Origin of the sequence: Aquimarina aggregata (assembly GCF_001632745.1) — a bacterium.
GTDB classification, from domain to species: domain Bacteria; phylum Bacteroidota; class Bacteroidia; order Flavobacteriales; family Flavobacteriaceae; genus Aquimarina; species Aquimarina aggregata.
This window is the reverse complement of sequence record NZ_LQRT01000005.1, coordinates 126,627-143,183: the sequence shown is the minus strand read 5'-3', so window position 1 is coordinate 143,183 and position 16,557 is coordinate 126,627. Positions and strand designations below refer to the sequence as shown.

The following is a 16,557-nucleotide window of genomic DNA, read 5'->3' as shown; positions in this document are numbered from 1 at the left end:
AGATGAAAAAGTACATTTTATTACTCGCAACCTTCTTTTTAACAGGTGCTTTAAGTGTTTTTGGACAGAACATCAATCTTAAAAATTCAAGTACAGAATTACATGAAAGTAAATTAGAGACTAGTCCTGATGAAGTTGCTAACAAAAACATATCGACTGCTACTTCTTCTGCTCAAGGATTGTCATCAACTGGTGGTTTATCTGTCTCACTGTCAGGTGCAGCAAATTATCAAGTGCCATTTAAGTTGCCTCCTGGAATTGGAGAAAGCCTACCCTCTGTCGGATTAGTCTATAGCAATCAATCCTCTGATGGGATTGCCGGTTGGGGATGGAATATTACAGGATTATCTGCTATCACTAGAACCTCTTCTACCGTATTTCATGATACGTTTATTGGCCCGGTAGATTTCAATAGTGACGACAGGTATGTTTTAAACGGACAACGTTTAATTTTAAAGAGCGGTGTCTATGGAAAAGCAGGATCTGTTTATGAAACAGAAAATTACTCTAATGTAAAGATTATTGCTCATGGTACATCGCCTTTCGGAGCTCAATATGGCCCCGCATATTTTGTAGTACATAATCCGGATGGTTCGAGATTTTGGTATGGTAATAATGGATCACATAGTAAATTAGAATGGTCTATCTCCAAGACACAAGATACTCAAGGAAACACCATAAATTATACATATACTAGTAGTAATGGGGTACTTTTGACAAATACCATTACCTATGGTGGGCAAGTCAACCAAACAGCCCCAAATGTAATTCAGTTTTTTTATAAGGATAAAAAAAGAGGAGAATTAGCATACGTTGGCGGATTTGGATTTAAAAATGATAATATATTAGATAGAGTGGAAATTAAATCTGGAGGTAAACTATATCGAAAATATGATTTAGTATATAGTTATAGCTCTTTGGATTATGAAAGACTAAGCAGTATTATCGAACAGAATGGGTCCTACGTCTCTTTACCCCCAATTAAATTTTTCTATCAAAGTACAGCAGACGATTTAGAAAAAATCAATCAAACTTTTAATATATCTCCCGGCATTTCTGCAGAAGATGATCGTATGGTTAATGGTGACTTTGATGGTGATGGTAAAATAGATATTCTTGTTTATAAAAAATATAGACACACCACAGAGGATAAGAAAATAAATGTATTTCGTAAAATTTTTAGTTCCTCTAATGCTACAGGTAGGAAAATGGCAATAGATGATTTTGATGATATTTATACAAGTGTTTTAATGGACGCTAATAATCGAATAAAAAATAATCAAGGAATTCTTACTCGAAAAGGAATAAATTTTAAAGTGTTCAGCCTAGGAAATAGTGCAAATTTAGAGTATACCAAAACCTGGAGTGATGCCCCTAGATATGTATCAGAAAGTGAAGAGCCAGAAAATTTAACAATAACTAGACCTGTAAATGGAGGTAGTCAATCAAAATCGGGTATTAAAGTAAATGCTCAAAATGTAATATCAAATAGTGCAACGGTAGATTACAGCGGATTTGATTATCTATTATTAAAACCTGGATTTCATGCTAAAAGAGGAGTTAACTTTAAAGGAACTACAAATTATAATAGTGGAAGAGCAGTACCCATGAATTATTTGAGCGGAGATTTTAATGGCGACGGGATTACAGATATTTTGGCAATAAGCAAACCATATACATATTTTAGAAATTGTCGAGAAGAAGACATTAGTGATCCTTATGAACAATATGATGAGTATGAAACAGTTTGTGATGATTATAGATATAATTATTCTGATGCTTATTTTATTAATCTAGATAGAAGAGTTACTAGTAATTTCTCTCATGAATCTGGGAGGTTAAAATATCCAGTTGACAGAAAAGATAGACTCACAACGGCTGATTTTGATGGGGATGGGAAAACAGATATTTTACATTATAAGAAAGGAAAAGTATATGTATACAAGCTTTTAAAGAATAACACTTTAAAATTAATACTAGAGAAAAGCAATCCTAGCATAGATCTTGATTACCCTATATTACCTGGAGACTATAATGGGGATGGAAAATCCGATTTTGTAATTCCTACAGCAGACAATAGTAGCATTTGGAAGTTTTTTATTGCCACAGGAAACAACTATGTGATTTTTGATGAAGATATACAAGTAACCTATAGTAAATTTAGTGGTGGTGGATCGTATTATAAATATAAAGGGAAAAACTATAATTATGGCCCTACAACAAGTCCTGGGGATAGATCAATATTTGAGTATAATTTTACCCCAATAGATTTTAATAATGATGGTAAAACCGATATCATATATCATAAAACAATTACTCCTTTAAATTCTGATAGCCATTCACATCAAGCTGTTGGTATTGTGGCCAATTATGGAATGACCTCTTCAAACACTATTAATTTCAGATTTACGAACTATCTCGAGGCAGATAATGATGGTATTACTAAGTACGGAATTCCTGTTTATACTGATATTACTAGTAGCAGAAAAGGTTCAGAATATGCATTTATTTGTGGATCAAAAGTGCAAGCATACGATATCAAAAAAGATCATCGATCAGATGTAAGTCTTAATTTAGTTAATAATAATGGATTAATCAGTTCAATCACGTATGAGAAATTAGACAGTAATACTTCTTCTGGAATTTACTCGAAAAGTACAACCGCCCAGTATCCATATGTCGATATTGCTAATGCACCTTCATTTATGCTGGTTAAAGAAATAGGCGAATTAGTTCCTGGTATACCCATGGCCAAAACACAACGTTTTAGATATCATGGAGCAGTTTCTAATACAGAAGGATTAGGATTTATTGGGTTTAAAAGAGTATCAAGAACCAATTGGACGGGCACAGATGTAGGTACATTATGGACCACTACAGTTAGTGACCCAAAGAAACGAAATGCGTTAATTCAGCAGTGGACTACAGAAAGTTTACAAACTTCTTTACCGTCAAGTGGTTTTGTCAACAAATCTCTATATACTTATCGTACAGAATTAAATAATAGAAAAGTATTTGTAAACATACCAACACGAATAGTTACCTCTGATGGATTAACTGGAGTAACTACTACGCAAACATTAGAACATGATTCGTATTTTAATACTGTTTCTACCTTAAATTCATATCCAGGAGGTTCGAATTTAATTACAGTCGAGTATGCTAATAATCCAAGTGCCGCAAATGAAAACTTTCATATAGGAAGACCGGTTAAGAAAAAAGAAACAGCCACATTGAAGAGTGAGCGTTTTAGCGCAGAAAAAAAATATATTTATCAAAATAATTTAGTAGTTGAAACGCAAAGTAAGGCCAATAATAGTAGTGTCCTAACCGAAAAGTTTAAGCACGATGACTTTGGAAATATCATCGAGAAAGTACTAAGTGGTCCAGGGATCGCGTCACGTAAAGAATTGTTTAAATATGACGTAAGTGGGCGTTTTATTATTGAGCAAACCAATGTAGAAGGATTGGTTACTAAACATGCATATGATAATACAAATGGTCATTTGCTAAATACCACAAATCCATATGGGCAAAAGACAGCATTCGAATATGACAAGTGGAATAGATTAACTAAAGAAACCGACTACCTTGGCAACACAATTACTACCAAATATAGTAGTTATTATGGAGGAGGAACAAAACGAGAAGTGATTACCTCTTCTGGAGGTGGAGAAGAAACCTATATCAATCGCTTGGGTTGGAAAATTCAAGGTAGGGTGCGAAACCTAATGAATCAATGGGTGAGCACTGTAATAGAATATGATCTAACCGGAAAAAAGAAAAGAGAAAGTGAACCTTTTATTGGCGGTGGAGCATCTCAATGGACTAGCTATACATACGATCGATACGGAAGAGAAATCAATAAAAAATTACCAACAGGTAGAGTAATTACATCTACTTACAATAAATTATCTCGAACAGTAGATGATGGGGTAAAATCTGTTACTTCAACAAAAGATGTGATTGGTAATATAGTTAAAGTTACTGATTTAGGAGGTACAATAAATTATACGTATCATGCCAATGGGGAAATTAAACAAACCAATTATCAGGGGTATATTACAACAATAGATATCGATGAATGGGGTAGAAAAATTAAACTTTCAGATCCATCATCAGGAACATATACATACAAACATAATATATTTGGTGAGCTTCTAGAAGAAACAACTCCAAAGGGAATTACTACTTATAGTTATGATACCTTCGGAAAAACCTTAGAAAAACATGTAAAAGGAGAAAATACAGATTTAAAACTTAATTATGAGTATGACAATACTTCTAAATTAGTTAAAAAGGTAAATAGTACAGATCTGATAAATAATAAAAGTTATATCTATGCATATGAATATGATAGTAATAAGCGATTAACAAGTTTAATTGAAACTAATAATGATGCTATTTATCGTAAGAACTTAAACTACGATACAAAAGGTAGAACTAATTTTGAAGAATACATCTCCAGAAGCCTACATAGTGGTGTAGAAAGTAAAGTAAAAATAAAAAACCATTACCATTCTAGCTCGGGAGGGCTGTACATGATTACCGATTATAATTCTGGTGATTTGATCTGGAAAGGTGATGCCATTAATGGTCGTGGGCAATTTACACAAATGAGTTTGGGTAATGGTCTTATTAAGACAAGAAGTTATGATGCGTACGGTTTACCTTCAAAATTTAAAGATTTTGAGGATAAAACAGGTGGTGTCGTGGCTCTGGAGATAGATTATACATTTGATGCGCAAAGAGGTAATTTGCTAAATAGACATAACAAAGCATTTACAGGCAAAGAAAATTTTACCTACGATAGCTTTGATCGTCTTACTAGTATAAGTGGTGCAATTCAACATACGCAATCCTATGATACTCGAGGTAGAATTGATGTAAATTCTAATATAGGGAAATATGGATATGCCAACTCAAGCAGTTATAATCTAAAAGAAGTAACATTAAATAATCAAGGTGATGCTCACTATTTAGATAGAGCATTACAACAAATAAGTTACAATTCTTTTAAAAAGCCGGTTGATGTTTTAGAGGAAAATAAAGGAAGGGTGACGTTTGAGTATAATCCTTCAATGGAAAGAAGTGTTGCCTACTATGGTGGTCTAGATGAAGATAAAGAACAACGCACCTATAAAAAGTTATATTCTTCAATACTTCCTGTAGAAATTGTACATAATAAGGATGATAATAGTACAAAAATCATCACGTATATTGCCGGAGATGCATATACCGCACCTGTGGCACATGTTAAAAAACAAGGAAGTTCTTCAAATATAAACTCCTATCATTATCTGCATAGAGATCATCTGGGAAGTATCATGGCAATAACAGATAGTAATGCCAATATCATAGAACAAACTCACTATGGAGCCTGGGGTAATATAGAGAAATATACTTCTAGTAGTGGCGCTACCAATTTTGGATATGAATCATTATTAGGACGTGGGTTTACGGGTCATGAACACTTTGTGAGTGTGGGGCTTATCCACATGAACGGAAGAATGTATGACGCTAATTTGGGAAGGTTTTTGTCTCCGGATAATTATGTGCAAGACCCTTATAATTCACAAAGTTATAATAGATACGGATATGTATGGAATAACCCACTATCTTTAAGTGATCCAACAGGTGAAATTGTTTGGATTGCAGTAGCTATTGGCGCGATTATAGGAGCTGCTACCGCTGCAATTAGTTATGCCGTACAAGCCATAAGAACAGGGAACTGGAACTGGGGTTCTTTTGCCTTGTCTGTTCTAGGAGGAGCCCTCACAGGAGCAATTGGAGGTATTATTGCCCCCGCATCGGTGTTGACCGCAGCAGGAAATTTTGGGCTCACCCTCATAGGTGGAGTCTTGTCAAGCTTTCTGCCTAGTATTACCATTCCGATAGGAGACTTTTCATTTAGTTTAAGTCCTTCTATAGCATTTGGAAATGCCGTAAGCCTTGGAGCTAATTTTAGAGTAGGGTATAGAGACGGTAGTTTTAATGCTTCTGTAGGTTTCGGAGTAAGCTATGCCGGTTCTGCGCAAGGCACAGGAGATAGTGGCTGGGAATACAGAGGATCATATTCTGTAGGGTATGATGATGGTAAATTTAGAGTATCTGTTTACTCTACTTCTTTTGCAAGTGGAGAAACCTCGCAAAGAGTAGCGGGGATAAATATTGGGCATGGTGACTTTAATTTGAGATATGAAAATGATGGTAGTCCTTTTGATAGGTTAAACAAGCTAGGGCTTGGTAAACCACTTGTAGGAGAAGATAGTGATCGATATAGAACCGCGGCCATGAGTTTGAGTTACAAGGACTATTCTGTAGGCTTTAATCTATTTACAGGAGATCCAAATGGTGATAAAGATAAAGGTATTACGAAAGATGTACCTGGACACGGTGATTTTACAAAGTATAAATGGAAAGGCGACAAGTTAAAGAAAATAGGAGAGTTTACAGGAGGACAATATTCTGGTGAAAGTGCTAGCAAATATCGATTGGGAGCTGCCTATGTTTCGTATAAAGGTTTTAGATTTGGTCGTAATTCTGAAGGAATCAGGCATACAATACAAAATAAGGTAGCACATACAGCTATTTCGTATCAACCGTGGTTTAAGGTATTGGATATACAACCGCAGGGTTATTTTCAATATCAGTCACCAAACCCATATACATTATGGTAAGAATATTTTTTAGCATTTTATTAATAATAATTACTAGTTCCTGTGGTTCTTTTCTGTGTGATTATACAGGGACACAAGAAGGTGGTTTACGAAGTAAAAACAAATATAAATCATATATAAAGAAAAGGATAAATCCCGCCATTGTAGGTATTGATACAAATGTTATCTATAAGGATATTCATCATAAATATACCGAAGGAAATGAAAAATTTGGCCCAGAAACGGACTCATTATCCTTAAATACTGATGTTTATCATAAATTTCATGCAAATGGGACATACTATACGTTTATTAAAAAAGGCCAAAATAGAATATTAAATGCTGGTTCATTTAATCCAGATATTGGGATTATAGGATTTGTACTCAATAGAAAAGATAAGTATCATTTTATGAGTTATTCTACAATAAATTGTGGGTCTTTTAGTAAACAAGAATTTGAAGTTAAAGGGGATACACTTATTGTTAAACATGGTAGTAATAAAGGGTTTCGTACTTGGTATTATTATGTAAAGCATAAAGTTCCAAAAGAGTGGTTGGATTTTAAATCAGATATTTAACTATAAACAAGATTATAAATTTGAAACAGCTAGGTCATTAAGATCTGGCTGTTTTTTGTTTTGAAAACATTGTAAAATTACTAAAACATTTATTATTCCAGTTTCAAAAAATGAAACTACAATTGAATAGGTTTGTGTCTTAAGAATAAATAACAACCTTACTTAAAACCTATGAGAAAAATTATGATTAGCACAATGATAATTGTGTTTATGCAGCATATTAATGCGCAAGATTTAATTGTTACTTCACAAAACGACAGTATCAATGCCAAAATCACTAAAATTAAAGAAGGTAAAGTGAACTTTCGATATATGAAAAATGGAAACCTTAAAAAAACATTGCTTCCGCTTTCAGAAATAGAAGTTTACGAGAAGAATTTTTACAAAACTTCAGGGATACCTTCAAAAGCAAAATTAGAATCAAATTATAAAGGTAAACGATTACATGTTGGAGCAAATGCAGGTTTTGCTTTTAGAACGGCCAAAATATCAGGGATTCAGGATGAAACCTTAAAAAAACATGTTAAAAAATTAAAATCAGGAGTAAACTTTGGATTAGATGCACATTACTTTCTAAAAGAACGTTTAGGTCTAGGTTTAAAATTTAACTCTTTTTATAGTACTGCAAAAGAAAATAATTTAGTAGCTTCTTTTCCCAATGGCGACGTAGGACGAGGGCTTGAAAATAAAATTTCCATTAATTTTATCGGCCCATCACTAATGACAAGACTCCTATCTAAAAATAAAAAACACACTCTTTTACTTAGTACCGCAGCTGGTTATATTAGTTATAAAGACGAACAAACAATCGGAAATCGTTTATCTAAAACCACAGGAAATACCATAGGAGTGTCGGTTGATTTAGGATATGATATAGGTCTTACCGACTATATGGCTCTCGAATTTTTGACGTCGTGGACAACAGGTGCTTTAGATGAATTAGAAGTAGAAGAAAATGGTGTTGTTACTACTATTGACCTAGTCGACACTACGGGAGATAGAGAAGGCTTGTCAAGAATCAATATCTCAGCAGGATTACGTTTTTATCTGTAATACAATAACATTTATAGAAGGATATATTATTTGTTAAACCTTGGCTAATAAGGTATAACAGGAGTATAGATTTAAAACAGTTAGGTCATAAAGATCTGGCTGTTTTTTGTTTAAGAACTCTGTAAAACCTCACTACGAGTATCTGGATTAATACTACAAGAAGTAGATGTGGTCATGGTATTATACTATCAATTCTGAAAATGTTACGTTAGAACTCAAGTTTTTAAGACAAAGAAGTAGTGATACCAAAACGAATACACTATTTTTGATGCCATAAAAATTTAAGCAATACTCAATCATGAATATTTTAGTACTCGGATCTGGAGGAAGAGAACATACATTTGCCTATAAAATTGTAGAAAGTGAACTTTGTGATCAACTATTTGTAGCACCTGGTAATGCGGGTACTGCTGCTATAGCAACCAATGTGCCTATATCGGTTACCGATTTTGATGCCATTAAAGAACTAGTACTTAGCAAAAATATAGAAATGGTCGTTGTAGGGCCCGAAGATCCTTTGGTGCAAGGGATTAGTGATTACTTTGCAAAAGACGAGGAATTAACAAACATTGCAGTGATAGGACCTTCAAAAGAAGGCGCTAGATTAGAAGGAAGCAAAGAATATGCAAAAGAATTCTTAATTAGACATAATATACCCACAGCAGCATATCAAAGTTTTACGGCAGAAACAGTAGACCAAGGAAAAAAATTCTTAGAAACACTTTCTGCACCATATGTACTTAAAGCAGATGGTTTAGCTGCCGGAAAAGGAGTTTTGATTTTACAAGATATCAACGAAGCTAAGACTGAACTTGAAAATATGCTCACCAATAAGAAATTTGGTGCAGCAAGTGAAAAAGTTGTAATCGAAGAGTTTCTTGATGGTATCGAGCTTAGTGTATTTGTGTTAACCGATGGTGAAAATTACTTAACCTTACCTACGGCCAAAGATTATAAGCGTATTGGTGAAGGAGATACTGGTCTTAACACAGGAGGTATGGGAGCAATCTCACCAGTGCCATTTGCAGATAACGTCTTTATGGATAAGATCGAAAATCAAATTGTTAAACCAACTGTAGAAGGTTTGGCAAAAGAAAATATCGATTATAAAGGCTTTATTTTTATCGGATTAATAAAAGTAGGAGATGATCCAAAAGTTATTGAATATAATGTGCGTATGGGTGATCCAGAAACAGAAGCAGTGTTACCAAGAGTAAAAACTGATTTGGTAACATTATTCAAGCATGTTGCTGAGCAAACTTTGGATAAAGCCAATCTCGAAATTGATCCTAGAACAGCTACAACAGTAATGACAGTTTCTGGTGGATATCCTGAAGCATATGAAAAAGGAAAAGAAATCACGGGTGTTGATACTATTACAGAATCTATAGTTTTTCATGCAGGAACAAAACTAGATGGAGATAAAGTAGTAACAAACGGCGGCAGGGTAATAGCGGTAACTTCATTTGATGATAATTTTAAAGACGCTTTAAAAAAATCATACGATAATATTAAAAAACTACACTTTGATAAAATGTATTACAGAAAAGATCTTGGTTTTGATTTGTAATACTTTAAAAGTAAAGTATAATAAAAGCCACATATTTTTTAATATGTGGTTTTTATAATTTTATATAAAAAGAAATAAAAATTTAGTCAGGCTTTAAAAAAGAGTGTGCCTTAGGATCTCTATTTTCTTCATTATTATCATTAAACTTTTTCAATTCTTTCATCCAATATAAAAAGGCTACAAAACCAATAGCCATAAATAACCAGTTAATAACATTAGCCATTGTCCAGCTTTCTAATTCTAATGCTCTTAATGCATCAAACGGTAAAAATAATCCATCTACAAAAAGAGATTGTATAGCTTCAAAAAATTCTTTCATAATTTCACGATATGATTGGGTTATAAAAAGCTTAAAAATAGTATCTTAAACCCTTATATAAATTAGTTCTTCAATATAACAAAACCATACGATGGTATAGTTTGTTGCAAAAATATAAAAAATACTAGTGTTATCAAGCTTTTTTAGTAAATCTAAACCTATTAATTATATTGTTGTAGCTCTGTATATGAGTTTACTATATACTTTGGCGCATTATGTGCGAGGTTTTGATTCAGAAATTTATAGCATAATTTTGTTTTCGATTGGGATTTTGTTCTATGTATTACCCATGATTATGCTTAATTTTATTACTCAAACAGGGGGGCTCACAGAAAAAGGAACGTACACAATAGTATTGTATGCATTCTTTACGAGTATGTTGCCTAATGGGCTAACAAATATTCATATGCTTGTGTCCAGTGCATTTATTCTGCTTGGATTAAGAAGTTTGTTAGAACTTAGAAACGGAAAATTTATAAAAGCAAACTTGTTTAATGCTTCACTGTGTATAGGGATTGCCTCTGTAGCGCATTTTTGGAGTATCGGATTTATACTTCTATTATTTTTAGCAATATTCTATTTTGAACCTAAAAACTATCGAAACTGGATGATTCCAGGGCTTGGGTTATGCACAGTCTTTGTTTTTGCAAACTGTTACACCTTGTTGGTATATGATTCTTTTTTTTCAATATGGGATTATATAGCACCTTTTTCATTATCATTTCAGAGTTATATTGGCAAAAGTCAATTGTTTTCTGTAGGAATATTGACAATATGCGTTGTTTTTTTTCTAGGGATTTATATTATTAAATTTAGTCGAAGAAAGACGAACGTCAAACCAATACTAAAGTTAATTATAGCCTATCTGGTAATTGCCATTGCTGTGATGATGATTTCAGAACAAAAGAATACTTCAGAATTGTTTTTTATTACTGTACCGCTTGCTATCATGGGATCGACATATCTGGAGATGGAGTATCATTGGCTTGCCAAAGAAATTAATATTTGGGTATTTGCATTACTTCCGTTTACAATTTTATTGTTCTGATTTTGATTTGAAAAAGCGATACTAATTAGATGCCTTTACTAATACAAAATATAATACCTTTGTAGCCCTTAAGTAATACTATATAGTCATTAGTTTCTAGAATTAGAATCAGAAAATGAGCTTGAAATCGTTTTGAAAGATATAGTAAAGAAAATAGAAGTACATATTAAAAACAACATGCATGTTTACCGATAAAGCAAATATTATTTTTAAAGAAGTTATAGATACATATCATGTAATTGATAGCGTAGATCAGGAATTTACCAACCCATATGATCAAAAATCTCAGGTATTAGAACATTTATTGTATCGAAAATGTTGGATAGATACGGTACAATGGCACTATGAAGATATCATTCGTGATCCAGAAATTGACCCTGTAGCTGCACTAACTTTAAAGAGAAAAATTGATGCTTCTAATCAGGATCGAACAGATATGGTTGAGTATATTGATAGTTATTTTTTAGAACAATATAAGGATGTAGAAGCGAAAGCCAATGCGACTATCAATACAGAGAGCCCAGCTTGGGGAGTAGATAGACTTTCTATTTTAGCCCTAAAAGTATATCATATGCATGAGGAAACAGTTAGAGAAGGGGCAAGTGAAGAACATAAAGCTACTTGTCAGACAAAACTTAATGTATTATTAGAACAAAGAGTTGATCTTTCTACTGCTATTGATACACTGTTAAGTGATATAGAGAAAGGTGATAAGTATATGAAAGTTTATAAACAGATGAAAATGTATAATGATGATGAACTAAACCCCGTATTGCGTGGCGAAAAGTAATTCTGAAACATCTGAAACGAACGTTCTTGTAATTCGTTTATCGGCCATGGGTGATGTTGCAATGGCCGTTCCTGTATTACGAGTTTTTAGGGCGGCATACCCTGATGTAAAATTAACAGTACTCACCAGAAAGTTTTTTGCACCAATATTTGCGGATATAGATAATCTAGAGGTATATCATTCGGATGTTGAAGGGAAACATAAGGGAATTTTTGGACTTACACGATTGCAAAACGAACTTCAAAAGCTTGGTATTACTGCTGTTGCGGACTTACATAATGTGTTGCGATCAAACGTATTAAAAACATTGTTTTCTTTTAAAGGAATAAAAGTTGTTCAGGTTGATAAAGGAAGATCAGAAAAAAAAGCATTAACCAGGCCAGTAAATAAAGCATTTAAGCAATTAAAAACCACACACCAGCGCTATGCCGATGTTTTTAAAGAATTAGGATATCCTATCGATCTTAATGATCATGAGTTTCCTAAAAAGCAATCACTTACTTCTAATATTATAGAACTAACCCAACAATCTACAAAAAAATGGTTGGGTATTGCTCCCTTTGCGCAATATGAAAGTAAAACATATCCTTTAGAATATATGGTTGAGGTTATAGATGCCTTGGACAAAGGGGATCAGTTTGAAATTTTCCTATTTGGTGGCGGAAAAAAAGAAGCAGACATCCTTAATAATATCGATAGTAAATACAAAAATGTAACCAATATAGTGGGCAAACTATCTTTTGAAGAAGAGCTAAAATTGATAGGTAATTTGGATACAATGCTATCTATGGATAGTGGTAATGCACATTTAGCATCAATGTATGGTGTACCAACAATCACGCTTTGGGGAGTTACACATCCTTTTGCAGGTTTTATGCCTTTTGGGCAGCCGATAGAAAATGCAATCTTACCTAATCTTGCAAAGTATGATCAAATTCCTACTTCAATTTATGGCAATAAATTTCCGCCGGGATATGAAAAAGTAATGGATAGTATAAAACCCGAAACAGTTATTAATACTATTAATGCATTGATATAACCAATCAATTATACGTCGTCAAAATCAATTTTAAGCGATGCACTTGTAGGATGTGCTTGGCAAGCTAGGATTAGTCCTTCGGCAATCTCACCATCGGTTAGAATGCTGTTTTTTTCCATTACCGCACTACCCGCAGTAACTTTACATATACAAGAACTACACACACCACCTTGACAAGAATAAGGGGCATCTATATCTTCATCCAAAGCAGCATCAAGAATTGTTTTTTTCTGATCCATAACAAAATTAAACTCCTCATCATCTACCAAAATAGTAATTTGAGTTTTTCCGTCGAGATCGGCGTCAATTTCAACAGTTTCTGTACTACTGGTAAATAATTCAAAATGGATATGGTCTTTTTGAATATTATTTTCAATTAAAATTTCGGTAACTGTGTTGATCATTTCTTCTGGACCACATAAATAGAAATCAGAAAAGGAAATATCTTTGTATTTATTCTTTATAACATAGTTTATCGTAGACTTTTCGATTCTACCAAAATGAGCGTTTTCTTCTCGGGTTCTACTATAGACCATCTCTAAAAAGAAGCGATCGGGATAGCTCGTTTGTAAATTAGAGAGTTCATTAAGAAAGATCGTTTCTTCTGGATTTTGGTTTCCATAAACTAAAACAAAACGACTATTTTCCTCTTCTTCAAGTACAGCCTTGATCATACTCATTACAGGAGTAATACCACTTCCAGCAGCAAATGCCGCATAAGTTTTATTCGCCTCAGGAGAAGTGTTTAATAAAAAATTACCCTCTGGAATGTGTACTTCTAGGGCATCTCCTTCTTTTAATTGGTTATTAGCAATAGAAGAAAAAGTACCATTAGGGATTTCTTTTACAGCAACCTTAAGAACTCCGCTATTAGGAGTACTACAGATAGAGTAAGCTCTACGGATTTCTTTTCCTGCTATTTCAGTCTTAATAGTGATATACTGTCCTGCAGAAAAAGAAAAAATATTCTTTAGGTTTGATGGTACTTCGAATGTTATTGAAACCGCTTTTGACGTTTCTCTTGTAATCTTGTTTATGGTAAGTTTATGAAAATCTGACATGCAATTATTAATGAAATTCTAATTCTGATTATCGTATAAATTTCTTGAACTAGAAGGTTAATGTATTCTATACTTTCTTTGAAATTAATTCAACATATAGAATGTTCTACTTTTTGTTGCAAAAATAGTAAATGCGCGAACAGCAAAAGGCGTTTAAGAAAAATTTATCTGAATCTATTTTGTAACAAAACTTCACTTTTGATTACTAAATAGTATAAATACCTTCTACTATGTTCAAGCATTTTATCGTTTTACAATGGAAATCCTTTTGGAGATCTGCATCTTTAACCTCTGGACTTTTCATGAAGCTTTTTATGGGATTCTGGGCATTATGGATTGCTTTTATGTCTGCAGTTGGTGGTGCCGCTATCTTTAAATTAATTAAAGAAAAGCTTCATTTAGAGCCATTAGAAACTATAAATAAATTTTTAATATACTGGTTGGTATTTGATTTAGTGTTTAGATATGCGCTTCAAAAAATGCCGGTGATTAATATAAAACCACTTCTATTACTGCCTTTTCAAAAAAATAAGATTGTTTCTTTTGCATTTGGAAAAACAGTGTTTTCGTTTTTTAATGTAATTCATGCCTTCTTTTTTATACCGTTTTCTATAGTATTGATTAGTAACGGATATCCAGTCATAAATGTACTGTTGTGGAACTTAGGTTTAATAGCGTTGATTTATGGTAATAACTTTCTAAATATTATTCTTAATAAAAAAGACAACCTTATTTTTATTATAGGCGGGATAATGATAGTACTTGGGGGATTGCACTACTATGACTATTTTAATATAACTACGTATACCGCACCATTTTTTCAAGGCTTATACGATACTTCATTTTTTGTAGCAATACCGATTGTAATTACTGTTGGATTGCTATGGGTTTCTTTCAGATCTTTTGTAAAAGATTTGTATTTAGATGCCGGTTTGGCTACAAAGGCAAAAACTATAAAAACAGAGAACCTGGATTGGTTGGATCGATTTGGTAAAACAGCAACATTTCTTAAAAATGATATTAAGCTTATTAAGAGAAACAAAAGAGCAAGATCTACAGTCCTGGTTAGTGTTTTGTTTTTGTTTTATGGATTGCTGTTTTTTACAGGTACCGTAGAAACGTACAAAGGTCCAGTGTGGCAAATCTTTGCGGCAATTTTTGTGACAGGAGGCTTTTTGCTCAGTTTTGGACAATTTGTTCCCAGTTGGGATAGCTCATACTACCCGTTAATGATGAGTCAAAATATTAGATACAAAGAATATCTATCTTCTAAATGGTGGTTAATGGTAATTGCAACCTTGATATCTACAATTTTAGCCTCAGGATATTTATATTTTGGGTGGGATGTGTATCTGGCAATATTGGTAGCAGCGTTGTACAATATTGGAGTTAATTCTCATGTGGTATTATGGGCAGGAGCCTATGTTAAAACGCCGATAGACCTTACAAGTAACAAGAAGGCATTTGGCGATAAACAAGCATTTAATACCAAAACACTATTATTATCCTTACCTAAAATGGCATTGCCTATGATTCTTTATGCTATTGGATATTATGCATATAGTCCCTATGCCGGATATGCTCTGGTAGCTATTGCCGGCCTGGCAGGATTTGCATTTAAGGATGCAGTTTTTAATAAAATCGAAAGAATCTATAGATCAGAAAAGTACAAGACCATAGCGGCCTATAAACAAAAAAACTAAGCATAATGATAACAGTACATAATCTTACAAAAACATACACAGGAAATACAGTTCTAAATATAGAGCACCTAGAAATACAAAAAGGAAATAGCTTTGGACTTGTAGGCAATAATGGTGCGGGTAAAACAACCTTGTTTAGTGCACTTTTAGATCTTATTAACCCAAGTACAGGGCATATAGAAAATAACGGATTTAATGTGAGCAAGAGTGAAGACTGGAAATCTATTACTGCTGCATTTATTGATGAAACTTTTTTGATAGGGTATTTAACAGCAGAGGAATACTTTTATTTTATAGGAGAATTAAGAGGGCAAAACAAGGCAGATGTTGATGGTTTGTTATCAGATTTTGAGGACTTTTTTCACGGAGAAATTTTAGGACAAAAAAAGTACTTGAGAGACCTTTCTAAAGGAAATCAAAAAAAGGTAGGGATTATCGCCGCCTTGATTGGTACCCCAGAGGTAATTATTCTTGATGAACCCTTTGCTAATTTAGATCCAACGACACAAATACGATTAAAAAAGATTATAAAGGACTTGGCCGCTAACCCAGAGGTTACTGTACTGGTATCTAGTCATGACTTGATGCATGTTACCGAGGTTTGCGAACGTATAGTCGTTTTGGATAAAGGTGAAGTAGTGAAAGATATTACTACTTCAGAGCAAACACTAAAAGAACTTGAAGCACATTTTAATAAGTAATATATTACCGTTTTAGAATTTAAATATTTTCTTAGA

At 33.3% G+C, this 16,557-nt stretch carries 11 protein-coding genes; 9 read left to right on the top strand and 2 right to left on the bottom strand.

The window, feature by feature from the left end:
- The first annotated feature begins 2 nt into the window (after positions 1–2).
- The 4 genes from AWE51_RS08750 (at position 3) to purD (ending at position 9,860) form a co-directional block, all read left to right on the top strand.
- Complete coding sequence (locus AWE51_RS08750; RefSeq protein ID WP_066312297.1) at positions 3–6,680, top strand: polymorphic toxin type 23 domain-containing protein; 6,678 nt, start codon at positions 3–5, stop codon at positions 6,678–6,680.
- Positions 6,674–7,237: a hypothetical protein gene (locus tag AWE51_RS08745; RefSeq protein WP_066312288.1), complete on the top strand. Its 564-nt coding sequence runs from the start codon at positions 6,674–6,676 to the stop codon at positions 7,235–7,237. The genes AWE51_RS08750 and AWE51_RS08745 overlap by 7 nt, the downstream gene beginning before the upstream one ends.
- Before the next feature lie 171 nt (positions 7,238–7,408).
- Entirely contained in the window at positions 7,409–8,290 is an 882-nt protein-coding gene (locus AWE51_RS08740; protein WP_066312287.1) for a hypothetical protein, read from the top strand.
- Between the two features lie 298 nt (positions 8,291–8,588).
- A complete protein-coding gene (purD, locus tag AWE51_RS08735) occupies positions 8,589–9,860 on the top strand; it encodes a phosphoribosylamine--glycine ligase (protein WP_066312286.1) in 1,272 nt (423 codons plus the stop codon).
- 82 nt (positions 9,861–9,942) lie between these two features.
- Here the strand turns inward: purD and AWE51_RS08730 are convergent, their stop codons facing one another.
- Positions 9,943–10,179 carry a DUF6341 family protein gene (locus tag AWE51_RS08730; protein ID WP_066312283.1) on the bottom strand — a complete coding sequence of 79 codons (237 nt, stop codon included), beginning with the start codon at positions 10,177–10,179 and terminating at the stop codon, positions 9,943–9,945.
- Positions 10,180–10,306: 127 nt separating this feature from the next.
- Here AWE51_RS08730 and AWE51_RS08725 point away from each other — a divergent pair, with 127 nt between their 5' ends.
- The 3 genes from AWE51_RS08725 (at position 10,307) to AWE51_RS08715 (ending at position 13,056) form a co-directional block, all read left to right on the top strand.
- Positions 10,307–11,227 carry a DUF6427 family protein gene (locus AWE51_RS08725; protein ID WP_262482902.1) on the top strand — a complete coding sequence of 307 codons (921 nt, stop codon included), beginning with the start codon at positions 10,307–10,309 and terminating at the stop codon, positions 11,225–11,227.
- 181 nt (positions 11,228–11,408) lie between these two features.
- Positions 11,409–12,017: a DUF4254 domain-containing protein gene (locus AWE51_RS08720; protein ID WP_066312277.1), complete on the top strand. Its 609-nt coding sequence runs from the start codon at positions 11,409–11,411 to the stop codon at positions 12,015–12,017.
- A complete protein-coding gene (locus AWE51_RS08715; RefSeq protein ID WP_232517368.1) occupies positions 12,004–13,056 on the top strand; it encodes a glycosyltransferase family 9 protein in 1,053 nt (350 codons plus the stop codon). The genes AWE51_RS08720 and AWE51_RS08715 overlap by 14 nt, the downstream gene beginning before the upstream one ends.
- An 8-nt stretch (positions 13,057–13,064) precedes the next feature.
- Here the strand turns inward: AWE51_RS08715 and AWE51_RS08710 are convergent, their stop codons facing one another.
- Positions 13,065–14,117 carry a ferredoxin--NADP reductase gene (locus tag AWE51_RS08710; RefSeq protein ID WP_066312274.1) on the bottom strand — a complete coding sequence of 351 codons (1,053 nt, stop codon included), beginning with the start codon at positions 14,115–14,117 and terminating at the stop codon, positions 13,065–13,067.
- Between the two features lie 230 nt (positions 14,118–14,347).
- On the opposite strand from AWE51_RS08710, the gene AWE51_RS08705 reads away from it, so the two are divergent.
- Both AWE51_RS08705 and AWE51_RS08700 read left to right on the top strand, forming a co-directional pair.
- A complete protein-coding gene (locus tag AWE51_RS08705; RefSeq protein ID WP_066312272.1) occupies positions 14,348–15,820 on the top strand; it encodes a DUF5687 family protein in 1,473 nt (490 codons plus the stop codon).
- Positions 15,821–15,825: 5 nt separating this feature from the next.
- The gene (locus AWE51_RS08700; RefSeq protein WP_066312269.1) at positions 15,826–16,521 is read left to right on the top strand and encodes an ABC transporter ATP-binding protein; all 696 of its coding nucleotides are present in this window, start codon (positions 15,826–15,828) and stop codon (positions 16,519–16,521) included.
- Positions 16,522–16,557 lie beyond the last annotated feature (36 nt).